The organism is Actinomadura mexicana (assembly GCF_900188105.1).
GTDB classification, from domain to species: domain Bacteria; phylum Actinomycetota; class Actinomycetes; order Streptosporangiales; family Streptosporangiaceae; genus Spirillospora; species Spirillospora mexicana.
The window spans coordinates 273,792-295,710 of sequence record NZ_FZNP01000002.1 but is presented as its reverse complement, the minus strand read 5'-3'; the positions used below and the strand labels follow the sequence as shown (position 1 = coordinate 295,710).

The window sequence follows — 21,919 nt, the reverse complement described above, 5'->3', positions numbered from 1 at the left end:
TGACGGCGGTGTCAAGGAGTAACGTCGGCCGCGAAGGCGAGGAGGGCCGATGCGGATCGGGGAACTGGCCGCCCGCGCGGGCGTGAGCACCCGCATGCTGCGCTACTACGAGAAGCAGGGGCTGCTGCCGGCGCGGCGCGCGGCCAACGGGTACCGCGAGTACGAGGAGTCCGACCTGCGGCTCGTCGCGCAGATCCGCGCGCTGCTGGAGGCGGGCTTCACGCTGGACGACACGCGCCCGTTCCTCGACTGCCTGCGCGCCGGCCATGCCGACGGAGCCGCGTGCCCCGAGTCGGTCGCGGTCTACCGGCGCGGGCTCGCCGAGATCGACGCGGAGATCCGCGCGCTCATCCGGCGCCGCGCCGAGGTGGCGGGCCGCCTCGCCCGGTCCTGCCCCGGCTGCGCGCCGGGTCCTCAGGAGGTCCAGGCGGTGCCGGTCAGGCGTTCGTAGACCTCGGTGTAGCGGGCGCGGGTGGCCTCCACGACCTCGTCGGGGATGGCGGGGCCGGGCGGGGTGCGGTCCCAGTCGAGCGTGCTGCTCCAGTCGCGCACGAACTGCTTGTCCAGGGAGTGCTGCGGACGGCCGGGCACCCACTGGTCGGCGGGCCAGAACCGGGACGAGTCAGGCGTGAGCACCTCGTCGCCGAGGACGAGGGCGCCGTCGGCGGCGCGGCCGAACTCCAGCTTGGTGTCGGCGATGATGATGCCGCGCTCGGCGGCGAGGGCGGCGCCGCGCTCGTAGATCTCCAGCGTGACGTCCTTGAGGCGGGCGGCGGTGTCGTCGCCGATCTCGCCGACCACGTCGTCGTAGGTGATGAACTCGTCGTGGCCCTCGGTGGCCTTGGTGGTCGGAGTGAAGATCGGCTCCGGCAGCCGGGACGCCTCGGTCAGGCCCTCCGGCAGGGCGATGCCCGAGACCGTGCCCGACTTCTGGTACTCCTTCAGGCCGAGCCCGGCGAGGTGCCCGCGCGCGATCCACTCGACGGGGAGCATGGTGAGGCGGCGGCAGCGGATGGCGCGGCCGGCCCACTCCTGGGGCACGTCGGTGGCCGAAACGACGTGGTTCGGAATGATGTCGGCGAGCCGCTCGAACCACCAGAGGGACAGCTGCGTGAGGATCTTCCCCTTGTCGGGGACCGGGGTCGGCAGGACGACGTCGTAGACGCTCACCCGGTCGGACGCGACGAGGATCAGCTCGTCGCCGTCCGCGTAGACGTCCCTGACCTTGCCCGAGTGGACCAACTCCATGACGCTCCCCATCTAGCCGCCGTGCCGGTAGGAGTCTTCCACAGCGCCGCCCCGCCGCCTGACGGCGGCTCCGGCCCGATCCGGGCGTTCCGCGAGCTGTTCGGGCCGCAGTAGCACAAGATGGGACGAATGGGGCAGCGGTCTCCGGGTACGGCGGCCATGAATCCGTACAGGGAGTTTCGCCGATGAAGGACCGCGTATCGCCCGAGGTGGAGCTGGCATGGGAGGACTTCCACCGGCTCGTGAACATGACCTCCGACGAACTGCGCACCTGGTTGCTCACGGACGCGTCCGGCGAGGAGGCGTTCCCGGCCGGCGGCCCCGGTCCCGGGGTGTCGGAGCTGGGAGCCCGCGTGGTGGACGTGCTGCGCAAGCGGAAGGTCGACCTGACCGAAAGTGACGGGGAGGTGATGCAGGAGGTCGTCGACTACGTGGAGGACCGGTTGGAGCAGCGACCGTCGAACGCGGAACGGGACGAGGAATGGCGTCACGCGCTGATGAGCGTGGGGCACGACCCGCTGCGTCCCGAACCGTCCAGCGCATAGGAGGCGAGAGCATGCCGAACCCGCAGCAGCCCGAGATCAGGCGGTCCGGGAGGACCGCGGTGACGGACGAGCCCGCGCCCGAGGCCACCGACCCGAGGTCGGCCAGGTCCAAGGGCCACGCGCACGGCACCGACAAGGGGGACCGAGGCGGCGGCAAGGGCGGCGGGACACCGCCGGACCAGCAGCCCCCGCACCCCGTCTAGCAGCAGGTCGGAGGCCGCCCCGGAGAGAGTCCGGGGCGGCCTCCGACCTGCTGCTGTGCGGTCGGGTGCTGTGCGGTCGGGTGCTGTGCGGTCGGGTCGACAACGGAAGAGCGAGGGGTGGTACGAGGGTGTTCGAATTGTCCCCCGGGCAGGGTTGGGTGGAGATCGGCGAGCTGCTGCTCGCCATGGTGCTGTCGGCCGCGATCGGGCTGGAACGAGGGCTGCGCAACAAGAGCGCGGGACTGCGCACGCACACCCTCGTCGGCGTTGGCGCGGCCCTGTTCATGCTGGTCAGCAAGTACGGATTCGAGAACGTCCCGGGGAACGTCTCGCTGGACCCCTCCCGGGTGGCGGCGCAGATCGTGTCCGGCATCGGCTTCATCGGCGGCGGGCTGATCTTCGTCCGCCGGGACGCGGTGCGCGGCCTCACGACCGCCGCCGTCGTGTGGGTGACGGCGGCCGTCGGCATGGCGGCCGGCGGCGGGCTGCCGGTGCTCGCGGTGGCGGTCACCGCGATCCACTTCCTCGTCGTCTACGGGCTGAGCGGCCTGACGAAGAGGCTGCCGCTGGAGCGGTACCGCCGGGCCGGGGTCGCGCGGATGCGGATCGTCTACCGGGACGGGCACGGCGTGCTGCGGCAGGTCCTGATGGAGTCAACGCAGCGCGGTTTCGTGATCCTGGAGGTCAACGTCGACCGCGACTACCTGCCGGACGACTCCGACCGCGGCCGTGACGAGCGCCGGGACCGGCGCGAACCCGACCGGCGCCGCCCCGGCAACGCCGTGGTGACGCTCACGCTGGAGGGGACGGGCTCGGTCCCGGAGCTCGCCGCGGTCCTGAGCGAGCTGGAGGACGTCGTCGGCGTCACGGTCGGAGCCGACCAGGACGACGACAGGGAGTAGGAGCAGGGCGCCCCGGGCGGATCAGGGGACTTCGGTCTGCGGGCTGTAGCCGTCGTCCTCGCCGCCCGGGGCCTCGGCCTCGGCGTTCGGCGGGTCCGTGGGGCTGGGCGTGTGCTCGGCCCCCACGTCCGCATCGTCCTCCTGCGGCGCCCCGGCCTCGGCGCGCCGGTCGGCGAGCGGCTTGTCCCGGTCGTCCTTGCGGTCGGTCATCGCACCTCCTCGAAGGGGGGCGGCCCGGCGGGCCGCCCAGGGTCGGTCAGCCGCGCGCCTTGCCGATGGCGTCGCGGACGCGGTCGGCGACGGCCGCCATCGGCCCGAGCGCGAGGTTCTTGGTCGGCGACTCCGTCCCCTGGTGGGGATGGGTCGGGGCGATCGCCTCGGCGGCCCTGACGGCCTTGGCCATGCCGCGCATCTGCTCGGGCGTGGCCTCACGGGCGATGCGCGGGAACTCCTCTTCCTCCTCGTGCGAGGCGTGTGCCTCAAGGTCCCGGTGGAACCTGGCGAACGTTCCCTCGAAGTCGGCGGACTCGGGGTCCATCTTCTCCAGGTCCGACAGGACGCCCTTGGCCTTGTTCTCCTCCTCCAGCCGCGCGTCCACCACGCGGGAGCCGTCGCCGGTGGCGCGCCGGGCGAACGGGTGGACGACCTCCTCCTCGGCGGTCTCGTGCACGGCGAGAAGCCTGCGCAGCCGGTCGAAGGCGTCCTTGCGGACCTTGCCGTGGTTCTTCTCCACGGTCGAGGCGAGGTGGCGGATCTCCTCGTGCTGCGCGAGCAGCAGATCGACGACGTTCTCCTGGGTGGCCTGGTCGGCCATGACACCCTCCTGTGACTGTTCGACAACTGTCGGGTTCGACTCGTGGCGGTACCCGCGGTGCGGGCTTCAACCATCAGGGGCCGCGGCGGGCTGAGTAGGGTGAGCGCATGCTGTACGGGCGGGATGGGGAACTGGCCGCGATCGACGGACTCCTCGACCGGGCCCGCGCCGGGCGCAGCGGGACCCTCGTGCTGCGCGGTGAGGCCGGGATCGGCAAGTCCGCCCTCCTCGACCACGCCGCCGGCGCCGCGGACGGGATGCGCGTCCTGCGCGGGACGGGCGTCGAGACCGAGAGCGGTATGCCGTACGCGGGTCTGCACCTGCTGCTCGGCCGCCATCTCGGCCGGATCGGCGGCCTGCCCGCCGCGCAGGCCGAGGCCCTGCGCGCGGCTCTCAACATGGGCGGCCCGGAGGCCGAGAGCGACCGGTTCCTCGTGGGGCTCGCGGTGCTGACCCTCCTGTCGGACCTGGCGGAGGAGCGGCCGCTGCTCTGCCTGGTCGACGACGCGCACTGGATGGACGGCTCGTCCGCCGAGGCGCTGCTGTTCGCCGCCCGCCGCCTCGACGCCGAGCCCATCGCGGTCGTCTTCGCGGCCCGCGACGCGGTCGCGCCGGAATGCGCCGCGCCGGAGTTCGCCGCGCAGGGGCTTCCGGAGCTGCGCCTGCGCGGCCTCGACGGGGCCGCGGCCGCCGGGCTGCTGGCCGAACGCGCCCCCGACCTGCCCGGCCACGTCCGGCGGGAGATCCTCGCCGGGGCGATGGGGAATCCGCTCGCGCTGCTCGAACTCCCGGGCCGGGGCGGGCACGGGTCGGCCTACGAGCGGATCCTGCGGTCGTTCGCCGGGCGGATCGCCGCCCTGCCGGAACCGGCACGGCGGCTCGTCCTGCTGGTGGGCGTGGACGATCTCGGCGACGCGGGGGTGGTGGTGAAGGCGGCGGCACGGTTCGCGGCCGGTGGGTCCATCGACGACCTGGAGCCCGCCGAGCGCGCGGGCCTGCTGCGCACCACGTCCGACGGGCGGCTGGAGGTACGGCATCCGCTGATCCGCACCGCCGCCGTGCGGGAGGCGACGCTCGGCCTGCGCCTGGCCGCCCACCAGGCGCTGGCGGAGGCGTACCTGGAACGCGGTGACGTGTGCCATCACGCCTGGCACCTGGCCCGCTCGGTGACGGAACCGGACGAGCACGTCGCGGCCGTGCTGGAGAAGACCGCCGAGACCGAGCGGAACGCGGGCGGCAACGCGGCCGTCGCCGCCATGTACGAGGCCGCCGCCGATCTCACCCCGGACCCGGCCGAGCGCGGCCGGCGGCTGGCCGCGGCGGCGCGGGCGTCGGCCGACGCGGGGCTGCCCGAGCGCGCGGTCGAGTTGGCGGCGCGGGCGGAGGCCGACCTGCCGGACCCGCTGGCGCGGGCGGAGCTGACGCTGATCCGGGCGTCCCTCGCCGACGAGCAGGACCGGGCGGGGGACGCCCACCGGCTGTTCGCCGAGACGGCGGCCTCGGTCACGCGGCTCGATCCCCACACGTCCGGCTACCTGTTCTTCCAGGCCGCGGCCGCCGCCGCCAACGCGGGGGACTTCGCCGCGATGGACGGCATCACCGCCGAGGGCGTGCGCCTCGGTGTCCCGAACGCGCCGCACCTGCGGGCGCTGAGCCGGGTGTTCGCCGGGCAGAACCCGCTCTCGGACGCTGATCCGGCGGACGGCGTGGCGGCGCTGCGCGAGCTGATGGCCGCGATGGGCGCCTGCTACGCGCCGCGCGACCGGATCCGCGCGGGCATGTGGCATCTCATGATCGGCGACGTGCGGGGCGCGGCCGAGGTCGCGGCGGACCTGGAGCGGCGCTTCCGCGACCGGGGCGCGATCGGGCTGCTCGCGCCCGTCCTGATGCTCCGGTCCCGCACGGACCTGCTGCTCGGCAGGTACCGCGACGTGCTGACCGGTGCGGCGGAGGGCGTGCGGATCGCCGCCGACACCGGCCAGCACCGCATCCGCGTCTACCTCGACACCAGCCTGGGACAGCTCGCCGCGATCCAGGGCGACGAGGACCGGTGCCTGGAGCTGACGGAGGAGGCGCTGTCGCGCGGCCTCCCGCCGAGCAACGTGCACGCCGCCGCCGCGCGCAGCCTGCTCGACCTCGGGCTCGGCCGGTACGACGCGGCCCTGGAACGTCTCGCCGACGTCGTCGCCGGACCCAGCCGGCAAGGCGCCATCGCCGCCCTGCCCGACCTCGTCGAAGCGGCCGTCAGAGCCGGTGTCCCGGAGCGCGCGCGGGACGCCGCCGACTGGTACGGCGACTGGGCCGCGCAGACCCGGCAGCCTTGGGCGCAGGCCATAGCGGCACGCTGCGCGGCGCTCCTGGCCCCGGACGACCCAGACCCGCTGTACTCGAAGGCCCTCGATCTGCACCGCGAGGGCAGGACGCCGTTCGAGCAGGCGCGCACCGAGTTGCTGTACGGGGAGTGGCTCCGCAGGTCACGGCGCAGGAACGACGCGCGGGCGCGGCTGCATGCGGCACTGGAGGCGTTCGAGCGGCTCGGCGCCGCGCCGTGGGCGGAACGCGCCCGGGCCGAACTGCGCGCCGCCGGAGAGAGCCTCACCGCCGGGCGGGACGACGTGGCCTCCCGCGACGACCTCGCCGCGCGGCTCACCCCGCAGGAACTCCAGGTCGCCCGGCTGGCGGCGACGGGCCTCAGCAACCGGGAGATCGGCGCGCAGCTGTTCCTCAGCCCCCGGACCGTCGGCTACCACCTCTACAAGGCCTATCCCAAGCTCGGCGTCACCACCAGAGCGGCCCTCGCCCGCCTCGACCTGGGCTAGTGCTTCGCCGGTCCGGTGCCGGGCCCGAGGCCGTGCGCGCATCGTTCCCGGTGCGCGCGGCCGCCGGGACCGGGCGGGACGGCAGCACCGCGCCGATCTTGCGCAGACGGCGAGCGCCCCGCGCACTCGCGGCCCCGCGGCCATCGCGGACACGGCGATGAACGGCCTCGCGATCAGCTCCTCGCGCGGACGAACTCGATGAGCCGATCCGCGTCCTCCCCTTCCAGGACGATCCCGAAGTCTTCGCGCAGTGTGCCCGGCAGGTCCGCAGCGGCGAGCCCGCGGGTCTCGACGCTCCCGTCCGGGCGGGTGGTGGTCAGCGTGGTCCCGTCCAGCACGTGGAGGGCATCGGATGAGAACCTCTGCGCGAAGGGCCGGGTCGTGAACGGCGAACGCGCGCTGGTCGAGACGTAGTGACTGCCCACCTCGAAGTCGATGCGGAACACCTCGTTGAGCACGAACGTGTGCCGCTGGATCCAGCCGTCCGGGCCGCGCTGGTGCATCTCCCATTCCGTCGTGCTCGGCGTCCAGGCGGTGACGGTGCGTCCTCGCCGGAGCCGGAAGCCCCAGCCGTCCTGGACGGCCTCCTCGCCGTCCACGAGCCGCAGCGGTTCCAGCGGGCCGGCGCCGAACCCCACGTCGCACAGCCACGCCGGCTCGTCCCGCGACGCGTCCGGCGGGCGGATGTGCAGGAGCGCGTGCGTGGACGGCAGGAGCCGCGCCGCCCCCAGCGTCACCCGCGCCGCCAGCGCCGTGACCTCGTACCCGAGCCTCTCCAGCACCGCTGCGAACAGCCGGTTGTGCTCGAAGCAGTAGCCGCCGCGCGGGCGCTCGACCAGCTTCGCCTGGACGGCGTCCAGCGCCAGGCCGATCGGCCGCCCGAGCATGATCTCCAGGTTCTCGAACGGGATCGACGTGACGTGCGCGCGGTGCAGGGCCCGCAGGGTATCGGCGTTCGGGGCGAGGTCGCCGTCGTGGCCGATCCGCTTCAGGTAGGCGGGCAGGTCGAGTAGCTCGCCCTGCCATCCGTAACCGAGATCCTCGCTCATGTCTCCCTTTCAGCCCGCTGATGGCGGCGTCCCCGCTGATGGCGGCTTCCCCGGCGATGACGACTTCCCCGGCGATGACGATTCGCCGGTAATGGCGACAACACCGGAGGCGCCCCGGATCCTCCCGGCGATCCGCTCGACGTCGCGCCGTTCGGCGGGCGGCAGCGCGGCGCCGGCCGCCGCGCGGAGCTCGCCCGCCTCGGCGAGCAGCCCGGCCGCGGCCGCGTGATCGCCCGCCAGGGACCGCGCCCCGGCCAGCCCTTCCAGCGCGAGCGCGATCGCGCGCGGGTCGCCGACGGCGCGCGCGGCGGCGAGCCCCTCGGTGTGCAGGGCCAGCGCGCCGGGGGCGTCGCCGCGCTCCTCGGCGATGAAGCCGAGCTGGGCGTGCGCGAACGCGAGGCCGGCCGTCCCGCCGATGCCGCGCAGCCAGGCGAGCCGGGCGCGCAGATGGGTCTCGGCGGCGTCGAGGTCGCCGCGGGCGCGGGCGACCAGCCCGAGCCCGACCTCGGCGAACTCCTCGGCCGACCGCGCCATGTGCCGCCGCGCCAGGTCCAGCGCCCGCTCGTGCAGGTCGCGGGCCTCGCCGAGGGCGCCGGTGAGGAGCGCCACGCGGCCGAGGCCGGACAGCCGGAACGAGGCCTCCGGCCACATCCGCGACTCCTCGGCCAGCCGGAGCCCGTCGTGGAGCAGCCGTGCGGCCTCGGCGTAGTCCCCGGTGATCTCGGCGCGCCGGACGAGGGAGTCGGACGCCTCCAGCCGCCCCCACGGGTCGCCGAGTTCGGCGAACAGCGCGGCGCTCCGCACCGCGTCCCTTTCCATGGAGACCAGGTCGCCGTGACCGACGGCCAGCTTGGCCCGTGTCGCGAGCGCGGCGGCCGTGAACCAGCGGTCGCCCCGCTCCCGGAAGACCGACAGGGCGCGGTCGACGCGTCGCTCGTTCACGGCCAGATCCCCGTACGCCCAATGCACGTGGCTCAGGAGCCACTCGGCCTTGGCCCTGGCGAGCGGATCGTCATGCTCGGCCAGGGCGGCCTGCCGGAGCTCCTCCGAATCGGTGCCTTCGCCGACCAGCATGGTGAAGGCGGTCAGCCACGTCGCGGCCTCGGTTCTGGCCGGTGACGCCTGCGGATGGGCGGACAGGGCCCCGGCGAACGCGCGACGCGCCTCCCCGAAGCGGCCCCGCAGGTACCAGTACCAGGCGAGCGCGTTCACCAGCCGGAATCCCGTCCCGTTGCCCAGCGCGGTGCGCAGGTTCGCGGACTCCTGGTCGAGCACCTTCAGCCAGTGGCCCTGTTCCGGCCCGCGCAGCCGTTGCGCCGCCTGTTCGGCCAGGCCGGTGTAGTGCAGGACGTGGCGGCGGCGGAAGCCGTCCTCCTCGCCCGCCTCCCGCAGGCGTTCCAGGGCGTAGGCGGCGACCGACTCCAGCAGCCGGTACCGGCCCTCCTCCGTCCGGACGACGAGGGAGCGGTCGACCAGCCGGGCGAGCACGTCGGCGCCGGCGTCGCCGACCGCCTCCGCCGCTTCCAGCGTGCAGCCGCCCGGGTGGACGGCGAGGCGCCGCAGCGCGACCCGCTCGGACCCGGTGAGCAGCTCCCAGCTCCAGTCGATCACCGCGCGGAGCGTCCGCTGCCGGGCCGGGCCGCCGTGCCGCCCGGCGGCCAGCACGCGGAACCGGTCGTCCAGCCGCGCCGCCAGCTCCCGCACCCCGAGCGCGCGGACGCGGGTCGCCGCCAGTTCCAGCGCGAGCGGCACCCCGTCCAGGCGCCGGCAGATCGCCGCGACCCACGGCGCCGTGCCGGTGTCCAGCGCGAAGCCGGGGGACGCCGCCGCGGCCCGCGCGACGAACAGCCGGACCGCGCTCGACTCCCGCAGCACGGCCGGCGCGGTCCCGTGACCCGGCAGGTCGAGGGGCGGGACGATCTGCAGCCGTTCCCCCGCGATCCCCAAGGGTTCCCGGGACGTCGTGAGGACGCGCAGTCCGGGCGCGCCGGCGAGCAGCCGCCCGGCGAGCTCGGCGACGGGTTCGAGCACGTGCTCGCAGTTGTCCAGGACGAGCAGCGCCCGCCGTCCCCGCAGCGCGTCCGCGAGGGGGCTCCCGCCGGACTCCTCGCGCAGCCCCAGCGCACGGGCGACCTGCCCGGCCACGTCGTCGGGCGCGGTCAGCTCGACCATCCACACCCCGTCGGGGTGGTCGGCGAGCGACCGGGAGGCGATCTCCACGGCCAGCCGGGTCTTGCCGACGCCTCCCGCCCCCGTGAGCGTCACCAGCCGGTGCTCGGCGAGCAGGGCCCGGCCCCGCTCGACCGCGTCCTCGCGCCCGATCAGCTCGTCGAGCGCGGCGGGCAGCCGGGGGGCGGGCCGCGGCGGCGGCGCGGGCCCGTCCGCGAGCATCGACCGGTGGAGCGCCGCGAGCTCGGGTCCCGGGTCGGCGCCGAGCTCCTCGGCGAGCCGCTCGCGCAGCGCGTGGTAGCCCGCGAACGCCTCGCCCTGCCGGCCCGCGAGGTGCAGGGCGCGCAGGTGGAGGGCGTGCAGCCGCTCGCGCAGCGGATGGCGGGCCGCCGGCGCGGCCAGCTCGGCCGCCACCGCCGCGTGCTCGCCGAGGTCGAGCCGGGCCTGCGCGTGCCGCTCCAGCGCGACGAGCCGCCCTTCCTCCAGCTCGATGATCGCGGTGCGGGCGAACTCGGCGTCGGCGAAGTCGGCGAAGGCGGGGCCGCGCCACAGCGCGAGCGCGTCGCCGAGCAGCCGCTTGCGGGCGAGGGGATCGGCGGTCTCGCGGCCGAGCGCCGCCGCGAACCGCGCGGCGTCGACCGCGTCCGGACGGGCGTCGAGCGCGTAACCGGGCGGACGGGCGGCGACGAGCCCCCGGCCGCCCGGCTCGCCCTCCTCCAGCGCCCTGCGGAGCTGCGAGACCCGGGCCTGGAGCGTTCCGACCGGGTTCCGGGGCGGCCGGTCGCCCCACAGCGCGTCGATCAGCCGATCGACGGACACGGGGCGGCCGGGACGGGTGAGCAGGACGGCGAGCAGCGTGCGGACCTTGGCCTCCGGCACGCGCACGGGCGCCCCGGCGTCCGTCCACACCGCGAGCGGTCCCAGCACCCCGAATCGCACGGCGTCCAGGGTAGCCACCGCTACGGACGGACCCGCAGCACGTCCGTAGCGGCCAAGACGAGGGTGGCGGAAACACCACACCCCAGGAGGACATGTGAAATCCCCGGTAACCGTCTTCGGTCTCGGACCCATGGGCGCGACGATGGCCAGGAGGTTCCTGGAGAACGGCCACCCGACCACGGTCTGGAACCGGACGGCGTCCAAGGCGGCTCCCCTGGTGAAGGAGGGCGCGACCCTCGCCCCCACCGCCGCCGATGCCCTCGCGGACTCCGAGCTGGTCGTCGTCAGCCAGACCGACTACAAGGCGATGTACGACTCGCTCGACGGCGCGGACCTCCAAGGGCGCGTCATCGTCAACCTCAGCTCCGGCAGCCCCGGCGAACTGCGCCGCGCGAGCGAATGGGTCGCCGAGCGGGGCGGCGTCCTGCTCACCGGCGGCGTCATGGTGCCTCCGCCGGGCATCGGCCGGCCGGGTGCATACGTCTTCTACAGCGGTCCCGAGGAGGCATTGGCCCGCTACCGCGAGACCTTGGGGGAGCTGGGAGACGTCACGTTCGTCGGCGGAGACCCGGGCCTGTCGATGCTCTACTACCAGGCGCAGCTCTACCTCTTCTGGTCGACCACGACCGCCTACATGCACGCCGTTGCCCTGCTGGGCACTGCGGGAGTCTCCGCCCAGGAGTTCCGTCCGTTCGCCACGTCCCTGCTGCTCGACCTTGGCGGCGACGGGCCGATGGGGTTCGTCAAGCACCTCACGGAAGAGATCGACGCCGCCGTCTCCCCGGGCGCGGACAACACCCTGCGCATGCAGGCCGTAGGCGCCGACCACGTCGTGGAGGCCGCCCGCGAAGCCGGGATCTACGCCGCGGGCCCGGCCGCTCTGCGGGATCTGTTCTGGCGGGCCGTGGACGCCGGTCACGGCGAGGACGGGCTGTCCGCCGTCATCGAGGCGGTTCGCCGCCCGTGACCAGCGGGAGGCGGAGGACGAACCTGGCGCCGACGCGGGAGTCGGCGATGCGCAGGGAGCCGCCGTAGATCTCGGCGATCTCGCGCGCGATGGGCAGGCCGAGGCCGGTGCCCTGGGGGTCCCGGGCGCGTGACTCGCTGAGGCGGGCGAACCGCTCGAAGACGCGTTCGCGGGCCTCCTCGGGGATGCCGGAGCCGTCGTCGAGGACCTCCACGACCGCGTCGCCGCCGTCGCGCGCCACCGTCACCCCGATGCGCGACTCGGCGTGCCGCTCGGCGTTGCCCAGCAGGTTGCCGAGCACCCGGCTCAGCCGCACCGGGTTCGCGCGCACGACCGCGCCGGGCTCCAGGCGCATGCTGATCGGGACCTCGCCGGCCCGGAGGCCGACCTCCCTGCGGACCAGGGCGGCGAGGTCGACCGGTTCCACGGGCTTCGGGGTGCGGGCGTCGAGCCGGGACAGCTCCAGGAGGTCGGCGACGATGTCGTTCAGGCGCCCCGTGTCGCGGAGCGCGTCGCGCACCATCGGCTTCCAGTCGGCGTCGTCCGGCTCGCTGAGGGCGACCTCCAGCCGCGTCCGGAGGCCCGTGATCGGGTTGCGCAGGTCGTGGGAGGCGTCGGAGACGAAGCGGCGCTCCCGGGTCGCCGCCTCCTCCAGCCGGTCGAGGGTGGCGTTGACCGTCTCGGCGAGGTCGCGGATCCCCCCGGCGGCCTGCGGGACCGGCACCCGGTGGTCCAGACCCCGCGCGTCCAGGTCGGCCATCTCGGAACGGATCAGGTCGACCGGGACGAACGCCTGCCCGATCGTGTGCCACGTCCACCACGCGATCAGGCTGAGCAGCACGACCAGCAGGCCGAAGAGGCCGAGGGGCAGCAGCCACACGTTCAGCAGGCCGGGCAGCGGGGCCGCGGCGATGACCATGACGTCCGCGCCCCACGGGGACGTGCGGATGCGGAGGCCGAACGCCCACACGCACGTGTCCAGGAAAGCTGGGCAGACCCGCTGGTCGATCAGCAGTTCGCCACGCGCCAGGTCGGCGGTGGCGAGCGCGGGACGCCCGCGGATCGCGTCGCCGGCGGCCACGACCTTTCCCTCCGGGTTCACCACCTGCACCATCGGCGCCTCGTCCGGGCCGACGTCGAGGACGCCGGGGTTCCTTTCCCTGGAGAGGTCGAACGCGATCCGTTCGGCGGTCCGTTCCGTCTCGCGCCCCACCCTGTTCTCCGCCCAGTCCCGCGCCAGCAGCAGCATCAGGACGAGCGCCAGCACCAGGATCAGCGCCGACGCCACGACGGTGATGAGCGTCGCGCGCCCGCGGACCGAGAAGAGCAGGTGCCTGCCCCGCAGGCGGGCGTGATCCCGCTTCTCCGTCGTCACCGTGGACTCCCGGAACCATACACACCGTCACCCTAAGTCACTCAGCGTGAGATGCTCGCGGCGCGTGCGGCACCGGATCGGGTGCCGTGAACAGGACAAGGCCCGCGATCCGTATATCGAGGGTGACGGGCCGTCTTCCGGACGTGAGGGCGGCCGGGACGGGGAGGCGGTGCTGTGGTCGGGACGCGGGACCGTGTGGTGATGGGCGAGATCACGTTGCCGGGCGTGCGGCGGTCGGTCGGCTGCGCGCGCGGCTTCGTCCGGAGCGTGGCGGCCGGTCATCCCACCCTGGACGACATGGTCCTGGTGGTGAGCGAGACGGTCGCGAACGCGATCGCGCACACGGCGTCCGGGCTGGAGGGCGGGGTGGTGAGGGTCGCCGTCCTGGCCGGGGACGGGGGGTACACGCTTGAGGTCGCCGACGAGGGGGCGGCGGGCGGGCGCCCGCACGTGAAAGGCGGGCCCGCCGAGGACGAGCACGCGGGGGAGGGAACGGGCGCCGAGTCGGGACGCGGGATGCGGATCGTGGAGGCGCTCGCGTCGCGGTGGGGGTTCCGGACGGACGGCGCCCGGACGGTGGTGTGGGCGGAGTTCCCGGCCCCGGCGCTGCCGCCGGCCCCGGGCACCGCGACGCGGCGCGGCGCCCGGGGCCGGGTCGGTGGAGCGCCGGTCAGCGGCCCCGGTTGAGTTGCCGGGTCGGCATCTGCCGGGCGTTGCGGCGGTTGTTCGCGAGATTGGCCGACCGGAAGTCGGAGTTCTTCCGCTTGCCCTTCTTTCTGGATTTGGCGAAGGGGTCGGCGTTCATTGCGGGGTTGGTTTCATGGTTCATTGCACGCATGAAGAGATCGCCTCCGGGCACGTCTGAATTCGGCCGTGGAAGGCCGCGGGGAGATGGGGAAGGGCGCGCCGCATCGCCGCAGGACACCGGTGTGCCCGTGCGAAGGAGGAGCGCCGTGGGAGGAGGACGGGAGCGGGCCCGCGGCAGTACCGGGGGCGGCTCAACCGCAGAAAGATCAAAGCTTCATGGAGAATAGTTAGCCATAGGTCCGGGCGGCGTGTCAACCGTCAATTCCCGCCGGTCGTGAACCCGAAGGCGGGGAAACGGCGATACATGCCGGGAGGCTCCATGAAGCTGCTTGCTTGGGTCGCCGTCGCGGCGGCCGCGATGATGGTGGCGGGCGGCCTGTCCGCGTACGGGTACTACTGGCGGCTGCAGAACGCCGTCCAGCACGAGGACGCCGACCGGATGATCGGCGGGAACCGGCCCAGGAAGCTCAACGGCGCGATCAACATCTTCGTGCTCGGATCGGACACGCGCGAGGGCGCCAACGCCCGGTACGGGCGGGGCCTGCGGGGAAAGCCGCCCGCGTCCGACACGATGGTGCTGCTGCACCTGTCGCCGGGCGGCGGCCAGGCGATCGCCGTCAGCTTTCCCCGCGACCTGATGGTGCCCATTCCGGCCTGCACCCGCGGGGACGGGACGAAGGCGCCGGGCAGCGGCACCGCCATGCTGAACGAGGCGATCGCCCATGCGGGCCCCACCTGCACGGTCCACACCGTCGAGCAGCTCACGAAGATCCGCATCGACCATTTCGTGCAGGTGGACTTCGTGGGCTTCAAGCGGATCGCGACGGCGGTCGGCGGCGTGCCCGTGTGCGTGACGGCCGACGTCCACGACGAAAATTCCGGGCTGACCCTCACCAAGGGCGGCCACCGGCTGGAAGGCGAGGACGCCCTGGCCTACGTCCGCAGCCGCAAGGGCTTCGGGAACGGCAGCGACACCGAGCGCATCCGGCGGCAGCAGCACTTCTTCGGCGCGCTCGCCAAGGAGGCGATGAGCGCGGGCGTCCTCACCGATCCGGGGCGCCTGAACGCGCTGCTCAGAGCCACGGCCGAGTCGCTCACGACCGACAAGGGGCTGACCGTCGCGGAGATGCTGAAGATCGCGCAGGGCATGCGCGATCTGGACGCGGGGAAGCTGCGCTTCGTCACCGTGCCGTCCGGGCCGTACCCGCCGAACCGCAACCGGGTGGCGCTCTCCCGGCCCGCCGCGGACGAGTTCTTCGACGCGCTCCGCAAGGACGTGGTGGCGCCGGCCCCTGCGAAGGCCCCGGGCGCGCGGCCGGGGAGGGTGCGGGTCTTCAACGCCTCCGGGACCGAGGGCCGCGCCGCCCAGGTGGCGGCGCAGCTCACGGACGCCGGCTGGCAGGTCACCGGAGTCGGCAACCTCGGCTCCCGCTCGCAGGCCACCGTCGTCCGCTACGGGAGGGGCGCGGAAGCGCAGGCGAGGGCGCTCGCGGGCCTCCTGCCGGGCGCACGGGTCGCGCCGCGCGCCAGGACGGCCCCTGGCGTCGTCGACCTGGTCATCGGGACGGGCTTCACACGCGTCCGGACGTCCGGCGGCGTCCCGGTGCAGCGCGGCGAGAGCCGGGCGAGCGACGAGGTCTGCGAGAAGGTGGCGTGATGTGTGGGGTGCCCGTCGTGGACGCCATGCGGACCCGGTGACAGCCTGGAGGCATGCGCGTCGCGTTCGTGATCTATGACGGCTTCCAGATCCTGGACCTGACCGGCCCGCACGAGGTGTTCGAGGCCACCGGGCGGTACGAGTGCCTGGTCGTCGGCCGCCGGGCCGGGCCGGTGACGGCGTCCGGCGGGCTCCGCGTCCACGCGCCCTCCGGCCCGGACCTCGCGCCCGAGAGCATCGACACGCTGGTCGTGGCGGGCGGTGCCGGGGTCGACGAGGCACGGGGCGATGCGGCGCTCGTCGGCTGGGTCGCGCGCACCGCGCGGACGGCGCGGCGGGTCGCGTCGGTGTGCAGCGGCGCGCTGCTGCTCGCCGAGGCCGGGGTCCTGGAGGGACGGCGCGTCACCACGCACTGGGGCCGGGAGGAGCAGCTCCAGGTGTGAGTACAGATGAGGTGTGAGTGCAGATGACGACGTATGGGCTGCTGGTGTTCGAGGAAGCCGAGGAACTGGACTTCGTAGGGCCGTGGGAGGTGTTCACGGCATCGGCCATGGTGCGCGACCAAGGCGACAAGGCGGTGCTGGTCGCCGAAGGGACGGAGCCGGTCCGCTGCAACAAGGGCATGAGGGTGGTGCCCGACCACACCTTGGACGGCCACCCGAAGCTGGACGTTCTCCTGGTGCCCGGCGGGCGCGGCGCTAGGGAGACGCAACCGAACAACCCGTCCGTCACCGGCTGGATAGCGAAGGTCGCCGAACAGGCCGATTGGGTGACGAGCGTGTGCACCGGGTCGTTCCTGCTGCACGCAGCAGGCCCGGCCAAGGGGCGCAGGGTGGCGACCCACTGGGCCTTCGAGGACGCCCTGGAAGCTCTGGGGGACGTGACGGTCGTCCGGGACGCACGCTACGTCGTCGACGGCAACCTCGCCACGAGCCAAGGCGTATCGGCCGGAATCGACATGGCCCTCTGGCTGGTCGGACGCATCCACGGCCGCGACCACGCGCGCAAGGTGCGCCACTACATCCAGTACGAGCCCGCGCCCCCGTACATGGCGGACGACTGGACGCCGGACTCGTAGACGCCGGACTCGTAGACGGCTGGCGCGGAGACGGCTGGCGCGGAGACGGGCGAAAGCCCGCCCGATCGGAACGAACATTCAGCCATACCAGTGATGATCTTCGCTTATCGGCATAATCACCCGAATGGCGATATCGCTTCCGGTGCGGTTCCGCAGCGACGGGGTGCGGGTGGCGGTGGAGACCGACCCCCTGCACGCCCCGCTGCGCGACTTTCTCATCAATGACCTGGGCGAGGACGTCTCCGCCATAGCGCGCGCCCAGGGGCGGCTGAGCGACGGCGCGGCCCGCCCCTGGCAGGAGCAGTACCGCTACCACCGCCTCGACTTCGACGGCACGACCGTGCACGTGCGCGACGTCGCAGGCTGGGCGTCCTGCGACCTGGAACCGGCCGTCCTGCGGCGGTGCCTGGACGAGTACCTCCACCAGGTCGGCGCCCTCAAGAGCCGCCGCAGCCTGGAACGCGACCTCGGCAGGCCGGGCAACGGAGAGCCCATGGCCGCCTCCCTCGCCCTCGGTTCCGTCTCCCAGCGGACGCAGGGATGGGGACTCGTCCAGACCCCGCGCGCCGTGCTGGAGGACCTGGCCGGTCTGACCCCGCACCCCGACGCCTGCCTTCCGCACGGCGTCATGGAGACCGGCTCGGGCGCCTGCTGGGCCGACCTCGCCGTCCTGGACGAATCGGGGAAGCGCCTATGCAGCGGCACCAAGACCTTCATGCCGAAGGGCGTCGACCCGGAACGCATCATGGGCGAACTGGGAAACGCCCTGACCGAGGCACGCTTCCTCAACGGCGTCCCAGGGGCGTGGTCGGGCGTCGTCGCCGGGGTGCCGGTGCACGGCTACGTCGACCCGGAGGCCGTTCTGCGGCTCCCCTGCCGGCCCATCGAGATCGGCGGCGTCGTCCGGCGCGTCAAGGTGTTCTTCCCCGAACTCGCCGATTCCGGTGTCGACCTGGCGACCGCGGCGTCCAGCGCCGGCGCGTTCACGCCTTCGGTGTACGGGCCGCGGCACGTCCTCACGGCGTTCCTGCTCCACGACATCCAGAGCCACCGCCACCACCTGGAGGTCGTCCGGGCGGCGCGACCCGGCTGGGAGCACACGGGCAACGCCTGCCACATCCACATGGACGTCCAGACCGTCCGCCTGGAACACCTGTGGCTGCCCGGCCACACCTGCGAGGTGCCGACAGGCGAGTTCGCCAGCGTCCTCTACGAGTACGAACGCCTGACGGCAGCCTGACCCGAACGGCGGGCCGGGCGGAGCCCCAGGTTGGACGGTGCGTCGAGCACTGCGATCATTCTTGCAAGCTAGGCCACCGGGACCCCTCGGGCACATCGCCGACAGCCGGCACGTCAGGAACCAACGGGAACGGAAGGGGCGTTCGATGACCGCTTCGGGACGACTCGTCGACCGCCTCCTCGGCCTCCCCGAGCCGCCGTCCCCGCATGCCGAGTCGGCGCGGGACCTGCGGGTGCCCATGCCGGACGGGGTCGCGCTCGTCGCCGACCTGTACCGGCCGCGCGGTGCGGGGCCGCTGCCCGTCGTGCTGATGCGCACCCCGTACGGCAAACGGCAGGCCGTCGTCCGGCTGTTCGCCGGCGTCCTGACCCGGCGCGGGTTCCAGGTCGTCGTGCAGAACGTGCGCGGCGTCTTCGGGTCGGGCGGCGAGTTCCACGCCTTCCACGACGAGAAGGACGACGGCCTGGCCACGCTCAAGTGGCTCCGCGCGCAGCCCTGGTGCGACGGCAGGGTCGCGATGGTCGGCGCCAGCTACCTCGGGTTCACCGAGTGGGCCGTCGCGCCCTACGCGGACCCGCCCCTGGCCGCGATGGGGCTGGGCATCACCGCGTCCGAGTTCGCCAGCTCGTTCTACCCCGGTGGTGCACTCGCCCTGCACAACACGCTCGTCTGGTCGTCCTTGATGGGAACGCGGGAGGAGAGAAGGCGACCGTTCCACAACAGGCGCGTCCGGCGAGCGATGCGGCACCTGCCGGTAGGCGAGGCCGACCTCGCAGCCATCGGACGTCCCGAATCGTTCCTGCGCGAGGTCGCGGCCCACGCCGAGCCTGGCGACGACTTCTGGAAGGCCACCGACCACAGCGCCGCCGTCCCCGCGACCACCACGCCCACCACGATGGTCACGGGCTGGTGGGACCTCTTCCTGCGCGGCCAGCTCAGGGACTTCGCCGCCCTGCGCGCGGAGGGACGCCAGGTCCGCATCACCATCGGCCCCTGGGGACACGACGCCAAAGCCCTCCGCGCGACGCTCCACGACCAGGTCTCCTGGCTGAACGCCCACCTGAACGGTGACGAAGCCCAACTCCGCAGGGCGCCGGTAAGGCTGCACCTGCAACAGGCCGACACCTGGCTGGATTTCGACCAGTGGCCCCCGCCCGAGACCAAGCCCACGCCGCTCTACCTGTCCCACGGCCTCGTCTGGGACGAGCCGGACGCGGACCCTGCCACGTTCACCTACGACCCCTTCGACCCGACCCCGAACGTCGGCGGCCCGCTCCTGTCACCGGGCAAGGGAAAGCAGCGCGACAACGCCCCGCTCGAACGCCGGGGCGACGTGGTCGTCCTCACCGGCGCGCCGCTGCCCGAGGACCTGGACGTGATCGGGCCCGTCTCGGCGACGATCCACGTGCGCACCAGCACCGGGCAGGGCGATCTGTTCGTCCGCCTCTGCGACGTCGACCGGAGCGGCGTATCCCGCAACGTCACCGACGGCATCCTGCGCATCACGTCCACCGGGACCGTGCGCGCCGAGATCGAGATGCATCCGACCGCGTACCGCTTCCGCCGCGGCCACCGCCTGCGCGTCATGCTCGCGGGCGGCGCGTTCCCCCGCTTCGCCCGCAACCACGGCACCCCGGAGCCGGCAGGCCAGGCCATCGCATCCCGGCGCACCCACTTCGAGATCCTCCGCGACGCCGCCCACCCCTCCGCCCTCCACCTCCCCGTCTGGACCCCCTGACCCCCACCGCGGAACAGTCGCTCCTCCCGCACGAGCGGCAGCTCCACCAGCGCGAGCCCCCGCCGCGCCCAGCGCAGCGCCAGGGCGGCCCGGGACGGCCCCGCCGGGCTCGGGCCGCACCGCGACGGCGGCCAGCGTCCGCGGCACCGGCCGGCTCGCCCTGGGCGTGTCCTCCTGGAGCCGACCACCTCCTCAGGTTCGGTTCCGGGAACGACGGACCGATAGGCATGTTCGGAAAGGTGCGAGGGGGCGGATTGTCACCCGGCTGGCAGCCGGGAGGCGGCGCCCCGGCGTGTCGCAAGGACGGACCCGGGCGGCGCGGGGACGAGCGTCGCCGCATAAATGGGGATCTCCCCTCACGGGCCTCCCAGGAGGCTGCGGCAAATTCAGGTAAAGGAATCCCCGCGAACGCCCCAGCATCCGAGGGTCCCGTGCCAAAGGATCGAAGATCCTGACGTCAGGTGGACTCTTCCGATCTGACATGAAATGGTCGTTCCGCGAGCCTGGGCCGAAAAATTGACCCCGTGGGAGTCGACTTCGAGGCACGCCTGCGGAATGGTCTCCCGCATGGATTCACGTATTCGAGCCGCCTGCGGGGCGTCCGGTCCCGTCAAGTGGCTGCTGGCTTTTCTCGGCGCCCGCGAGAAGGCGCTGCGCACGCACTCCGGGGTCGCCTCCGGCCCGGCCGAGTGGCTGCTGGTCTTCCTGGAGGTCGAGCGCGCCGGGCTGGCGGCCCGGCAGCGCCCCGCCGCCCTGCCGTCCCGGCGCGGCAGGACCGAGGAGCCACCGTTCGGCCGGCTGTCCGCCCGCAGCGCGTAAGGAAGATCATGACCATCGAGATGCTCCTCGCCGCTCTCATCGGCGGCGCGATCGGCTTCGCCGAGCTGGTCGCGCGCTACCGCGACCGTCCCGTCGCGGCCCTGCTCTCCCCGGGCGGGCTGCTGTTCGTCTTCGTCAACGCCAGCGCGTCGACCGTCGCGCTGATCGCGGTGACAGCCTCCGGCTGGACGTTCGGACTGCCCCCGAGCACGCCCCCGATGAGCCTCGTGGTCGTCCGGGTGATCGCCGCGGGGCTCGGCTCCGCGGCGGTGCTGCGCATGTCGTTCGCCCCCGCGCAGGGCCGCGGCGCCGGCGCCGGGCCCGTCGCCCTCCTCAGCGGCATCCTGCGGGTCGCCGACGGCGAGCTGGAACGCAAGCGCGCGCTCAGCAGGCTGTCGCACGACGACCTGGCGGGGCTGTCGTTCGAACGCGACCACGCGGCCCTCGCGGAGCTGTGCTGCCACCTCATGCGCGAGTTCGACCTGGCCGAGGCGCAGCGGCTCGGCGGCCTGGCGGCCGAGCTGAGCAGCCGCGACGACCTGACCGACGCCGACAAGCTGGACTGCTGGGGGCTGGAGCTGACGCGGCTCGTCGGTGAGCGCGCCCTCCGGCAGGCGGCGCGGCGGCTGCGGGACCGTCCCCGCGACCAGGCCCCTCCGGCGGCCGGACCCGAGCAGCGTCCGACCGCCCCGGCCCCCGACTACCTGGCCGAGACCGCGCCGCGCCCCTCGGTCGCCAAGGCCTCCCGCCTCGCGCCGAGCGCGAACGGCAGAACGGAACGCACATCGTTCAGCGACTCCTGACACCCCGCGGAATACCGGTGCGCCCCGTCGACAGGGCGCACCGGTATTCCGCTGGGGCGGCCGGTTATTTCGGCCGGAGGGGAAGCGTCAATGCCTCGGAATCGTCGTGCGCCTCCAGCGCCGCCGCAATGCGGTGCAGCGCCTCCGCCATCGAGACGAGCGCCTGCACCTGCGCGGCGGCCATGAGATTCCCCGGCGAGGGATCGGCGGCCTGCGCCTCCGCTGCCGCCTCGCAGGCCTGCTGGTTCCACCAATGCACGTGGCGATTCTATTCGGTGACACGAATGCGGCCCATTGCGCCGCGCCGCCCCGCCGCCGGTACGGAAAAGGCTTTGCCGGCACCAGAATTGAAAGGACCCCCGCCCTGAGCACCGAACCCCGCGCCGCCCCGTCCGCCGGACGGCTCGCCGGACCTCCGCGCTGGACCGGGAAGCCGGTACGGCGACTGACGACCGCGGAACTCGCCGAGGCCCTCGAATATCTGGAAAGGCACCGCCCGGACGACGACGTCCTCGGCCGCGCCCTGGCCGCCGAGTTCGCCCGCCGGACGGCCGCCGCCGAATTCGCCCGCCGCGCCGCCGCCGACCGCAGGGACACCCTGGAGGGCGGCCCCGGCAGGGGATGGGCCCCTGGACAGCCCCGACCCGCGTGGCCGGATCTCGACGGGCGCCGCCCACCCCTGCCCCCGCGAGGACGCCCCCGAAACCCGCAGTGAGCCAGAGCGCCCCGCCCGTCTGGGGGCCAGGG

At 73.7% G+C, this 21,919-nt stretch carries 23 protein-coding genes; 15 read left to right on the top strand and 8 right to left on the bottom strand.

Features of this window, described 5'->3' with window-relative positions; translation table 11 throughout:
* The first annotated feature begins 49 nt into the window (after positions 1 to 49).
* Complete coding sequence (locus CHC11_RS05715; protein ID WP_089310535.1) at positions 50 to 451, top strand: MerR family transcriptional regulator; 402 nt, start codon at positions 50 to 52, stop codon at positions 449 to 451.
* Here CHC11_RS05715 and CHC11_RS05710 read toward each other — a convergent pair.
* Positions 415 to 1,248 carry a phosphoribosylaminoimidazolesuccinocarboxamide synthase gene (locus tag CHC11_RS05710; protein WP_089311037.1) on the bottom strand — a complete coding sequence of 278 codons (834 nt, stop codon included), beginning with the start codon at positions 1,246 to 1,248 and terminating at the stop codon, positions 415 to 417. The two genes, CHC11_RS05715 and CHC11_RS05710, sit on opposite strands and share 37 nt — an antisense overlap.
* Before the next feature lie 185 nt (positions 1,249 to 1,433).
* Between CHC11_RS05710 and CHC11_RS05705 the strand changes: the two genes are divergently transcribed.
* From CHC11_RS05705 to CHC11_RS05695, 3 genes are all read left to right on the top strand, one after another.
* On the top strand, positions 1,434 to 1,793 hold the full coding sequence (locus CHC11_RS05705) for a DUF3140 domain-containing protein (protein ID WP_089310534.1): 360 nt from the start codon (positions 1,434 to 1,436) through the stop codon (positions 1,791 to 1,793).
* 11 nt (positions 1,794 to 1,804) lie between these two features.
* A complete protein-coding gene (locus CHC11_RS05700; protein ID WP_089310533.1) occupies positions 1,805 to 1,996 on the top strand; it encodes a hypothetical protein in 192 nt (63 codons plus the stop codon).
* A 128-nt stretch (positions 1,997 to 2,124) separates the two neighbouring features.
* Positions 2,125 to 2,898, top strand: coding sequence for an MgtC/SapB family protein (locus CHC11_RS05695; protein WP_245918781.1), 774 nt, complete (start codon positions 2,125 to 2,127; stop codon positions 2,896 to 2,898).
* Between the two features lie 21 nt (positions 2,899 to 2,919).
* On the opposite strand, the gene CHC11_RS05690 is transcribed toward CHC11_RS05695, so the two are convergent.
* Positions 2,920 to 3,108 (bottom strand): hypothetical protein, encoded by a 189-nt coding sequence (locus tag CHC11_RS05690; protein ID WP_089310532.1) that lies wholly within the window; start codon positions 3,106 to 3,108, stop codon positions 2,920 to 2,922.
* Positions 3,109 to 3,154: 46 nt separating this feature from the next.
* The gene (locus CHC11_RS05685) at positions 3,155 to 3,712 is read right to left on the bottom strand and encodes a hemerythrin domain-containing protein (protein ID WP_089310531.1); all 558 of its coding nucleotides are present in this window, start codon (positions 3,710 to 3,712) and stop codon (positions 3,155 to 3,157) included.
* A gap of 107 nt (positions 3,713 to 3,819) precedes the next feature.
* Here CHC11_RS05685 and CHC11_RS05680 point away from each other — a divergent pair, with 107 nt between their 5' ends.
* A complete protein-coding gene (locus tag CHC11_RS05680) occupies positions 3,820 to 6,531 on the top strand; it encodes a helix-turn-helix transcriptional regulator (RefSeq protein ID WP_089310530.1) in 2,712 nt (903 codons plus the stop codon).
* Between the two features lie 173 nt (positions 6,532 to 6,704).
* Here the strand turns inward: CHC11_RS05680 and CHC11_RS05675 are convergent, their stop codons facing one another.
* Positions 6,705 to 7,580, bottom strand: a complete 876-nt coding sequence (locus CHC11_RS05675; RefSeq protein WP_089310529.1) for an arylamine N-acetyltransferase family protein — start codon at positions 7,578 to 7,580, stop codon at positions 6,705 to 6,707.
* 9 nt (positions 7,581 to 7,589) lie between these two features.
* Complete coding sequence (locus CHC11_RS05670) at positions 7,590 to 10,688, bottom strand: AfsR/SARP family transcriptional regulator (RefSeq protein ID WP_089310528.1); 3,099 nt, start codon at positions 10,686 to 10,688, stop codon at positions 7,590 to 7,592.
* 94 nt (positions 10,689 to 10,782) lie between these two features.
* On the opposite strand from CHC11_RS05670, the gene CHC11_RS05665 reads away from it, so the two are divergent.
* Complete coding sequence (locus CHC11_RS05665; RefSeq protein ID WP_143226941.1) at positions 10,783 to 11,655, top strand: NAD(P)-dependent oxidoreductase; 873 nt, start codon at positions 10,783 to 10,785, stop codon at positions 11,653 to 11,655.
* Here the strand turns inward: CHC11_RS05665 and CHC11_RS05660 are convergent.
* The gene (locus tag CHC11_RS05660; RefSeq protein ID WP_245918779.1) at positions 11,630 to 13,030 is read right to left on the bottom strand and encodes a sensor histidine kinase; all 1,401 of its coding nucleotides are present in this window, start codon (positions 13,028 to 13,030) and stop codon (positions 11,630 to 11,632) included. The genes CHC11_RS05665 and CHC11_RS05660 overlap by 26 nt on opposite strands.
* Before the next feature lie 201 nt (positions 13,031 to 13,231).
* On the opposite strand from CHC11_RS05660, the gene CHC11_RS05655 reads away from it, so the two are divergent.
* Positions 13,232 to 13,717 (top strand): ATP-binding protein, encoded by a 486-nt coding sequence (locus CHC11_RS05655; protein ID WP_143226940.1) that lies wholly within the window; start codon positions 13,232 to 13,234, stop codon positions 13,715 to 13,717.
* On the opposite strand, the gene CHC11_RS41100 is transcribed toward CHC11_RS05655, so the two are convergent.
* Positions 13,701 to 13,859, bottom strand: a complete 159-nt coding sequence (locus tag CHC11_RS41100) for a hypothetical protein (RefSeq protein ID WP_179278700.1) — start codon at positions 13,857 to 13,859, stop codon at positions 13,701 to 13,703. The two genes, CHC11_RS05655 and CHC11_RS41100, sit on opposite strands and share 17 nt — an antisense overlap.
* A 297-nt stretch (positions 13,860 to 14,156) precedes the next feature.
* On the opposite strand from CHC11_RS41100, the gene CHC11_RS05650 reads away from it, so the two are divergent.
* The 7 genes from CHC11_RS05650 to CHC11_RS05620 all read left to right on the top strand — a co-directional run bounded on the left by CHC11_RS05650 (position 14,157) and on the right by CHC11_RS05620 (position 21,172).
* Positions 14,157 to 15,494 (top strand): LCP family protein, encoded by a 1,338-nt coding sequence (locus CHC11_RS05650; protein ID WP_245918777.1) that lies wholly within the window; start codon positions 14,157 to 14,159, stop codon positions 15,492 to 15,494.
* Positions 15,495 to 15,547: 53 nt separating this feature from the next.
* Positions 15,548 to 15,937, top strand: a complete 390-nt coding sequence (locus CHC11_RS05645; protein WP_089310524.1) for a DJ-1/PfpI family protein — start codon at positions 15,548 to 15,550, stop codon at positions 15,935 to 15,937.
* Positions 15,938 to 15,960: 23 nt separating this feature from the next.
* On the top strand, positions 15,961 to 16,572 hold the full coding sequence (locus tag CHC11_RS05640; RefSeq protein WP_089311034.1) for a DJ-1/PfpI family protein: 612 nt from the start codon (positions 15,961 to 15,963) through the stop codon (positions 16,570 to 16,572).
* A gap of 124 nt (positions 16,573 to 16,696) precedes the next feature.
* Entirely contained in the window at positions 16,697 to 17,812 is a 1,116-nt protein-coding gene (locus CHC11_RS05635; protein ID WP_089310523.1) for a hypothetical protein, read from the top strand.
* Positions 17,813 to 17,957: 145 nt separating this feature from the next.
* Positions 17,958 to 19,550 (top strand): CocE/NonD family hydrolase, encoded by a 1,593-nt coding sequence (locus CHC11_RS05630; RefSeq protein WP_089310522.1) that lies wholly within the window; start codon positions 17,958 to 17,960, stop codon positions 19,548 to 19,550.
* 567 nt (positions 19,551 to 20,117) lie between these two features.
* Positions 20,118 to 20,369 (top strand): hypothetical protein, encoded by a 252-nt coding sequence (locus CHC11_RS05625; RefSeq protein ID WP_143226939.1) that lies wholly within the window; start codon positions 20,118 to 20,120, stop codon positions 20,367 to 20,369.
* A gap of 8 nt (positions 20,370 to 20,377) precedes the next feature.
* Complete coding sequence (locus CHC11_RS05620; protein ID WP_089310520.1) at positions 20,378 to 21,172, top strand: hypothetical protein; 795 nt, start codon at positions 20,378 to 20,380, stop codon at positions 21,170 to 21,172.
* 64 nt (positions 21,173 to 21,236) lie between these two features.
* On the opposite strand, the gene CHC11_RS40070 is transcribed toward CHC11_RS05620, so the two are convergent.
* Positions 21,237 to 21,431 (bottom strand): hypothetical protein, encoded by a 195-nt coding sequence (locus CHC11_RS40070; RefSeq protein WP_143226938.1) that lies wholly within the window; start codon positions 21,429 to 21,431, stop codon positions 21,237 to 21,239.
* Here CHC11_RS40070 and CHC11_RS40065 point away from each other — a divergent pair, their 5' ends adjacent.
* Positions 21,432 to 21,887, top strand: coding sequence for a hypothetical protein (locus tag CHC11_RS40065; RefSeq protein WP_143226937.1), 456 nt, complete (start codon positions 21,432 to 21,434; stop codon positions 21,885 to 21,887).
* The last annotated feature ends 32 nt before the right edge of the window (positions 21,888 to 21,919 follow it).

Excerpts from the sequence above, each read along its gene's own strand:
- CHC11_RS05630 (WP_089310522.1), top strand. The coding sequence starts at position 17,958 with ATGACCGCTTCGGGACGACTCGTCGACCGCCTCCTCGGCCTCCCCGAG.
- CHC11_RS05715 (WP_089310535.1), top strand. The coding sequence starts at position 50 with ATGCGGATCGGGGAACTGGCCGCCCGCGCGGGCGTGAGCACCCGCATG.
- CHC11_RS05655 (WP_143226940.1), top strand. The coding sequence starts at position 13,232 with ATGGGCGAGATCACGTTGCCGGGCGTGCGGCGGTCGGTCGGCTGCGCG.
- CHC11_RS05690 (WP_089310532.1), bottom strand. The coding sequence starts at position 3,108 with ATGACCGACCGCAAGGACGACCGGGACAAGCCGCTCGCCGACCGGCGC.
- CHC11_RS05645 (WP_089310524.1), top strand. The coding sequence starts at position 15,548 with ATGCGCGTCGCGTTCGTGATCTATGACGGCTTCCAGATCCTGGACCTG.
- CHC11_RS05650 (WP_245918777.1), top strand. The coding sequence starts at position 14,157 with ATGAAGCTGCTTGCTTGGGTCGCCGTCGCGGCGGCCGCGATGATGGTG.
- CHC11_RS05625 (WP_143226939.1), top strand. The coding sequence starts at position 20,118 with ATGGATTCACGTATTCGAGCCGCCTGCGGGGCGTCCGGTCCCGTCAAG.
- CHC11_RS05710 (WP_089311037.1), bottom strand. The coding sequence starts at position 1,248 with ATGGAGTTGGTCCACTCGGGCAAGGTCAGGGACGTCTACGCGGACGGC.
- CHC11_RS05635 (WP_089310523.1), top strand. The coding sequence starts at position 16,697 with ATGGCGATATCGCTTCCGGTGCGGTTCCGCAGCGACGGGGTGCGGGTG.
- CHC11_RS05700 (WP_089310533.1), top strand. The coding sequence starts at position 1,805 with ATGCCGAACCCGCAGCAGCCCGAGATCAGGCGGTCCGGGAGGACCGCG.
- CHC11_RS05705 (WP_089310534.1), top strand. The coding sequence starts at position 1,434 with ATGAAGGACCGCGTATCGCCCGAGGTGGAGCTGGCATGGGAGGACTTC.
- CHC11_RS05680 (WP_089310530.1), top strand. The coding sequence starts at position 3,820 with ATGCTGTACGGGCGGGATGGGGAACTGGCCGCGATCGACGGACTCCTC.
- CHC11_RS05620 (WP_089310520.1), top strand. The coding sequence starts at position 20,378 with ATGACCATCGAGATGCTCCTCGCCGCTCTCATCGGCGGCGCGATCGGC.
- CHC11_RS05675 (WP_089310529.1), bottom strand. The coding sequence starts at position 7,580 with ATGAGCGAGGATCTCGGTTACGGATGGCAGGGCGAGCTACTCGACCTG.
- CHC11_RS05685 (WP_089310531.1), bottom strand. The coding sequence starts at position 3,712 with ATGGCCGACCAGGCCACCCAGGAGAACGTCGTCGATCTGCTGCTCGCG.
- CHC11_RS05640 (WP_089311034.1), top strand. The coding sequence starts at position 15,961 with ATGACGACGTATGGGCTGCTGGTGTTCGAGGAAGCCGAGGAACTGGAC.
- CHC11_RS41100 (WP_179278700.1), bottom strand. The coding sequence starts at position 13,859 with ATGAACCATGAAACCAACCCCGCAATGAACGCCGACCCCTTCGCCAAA.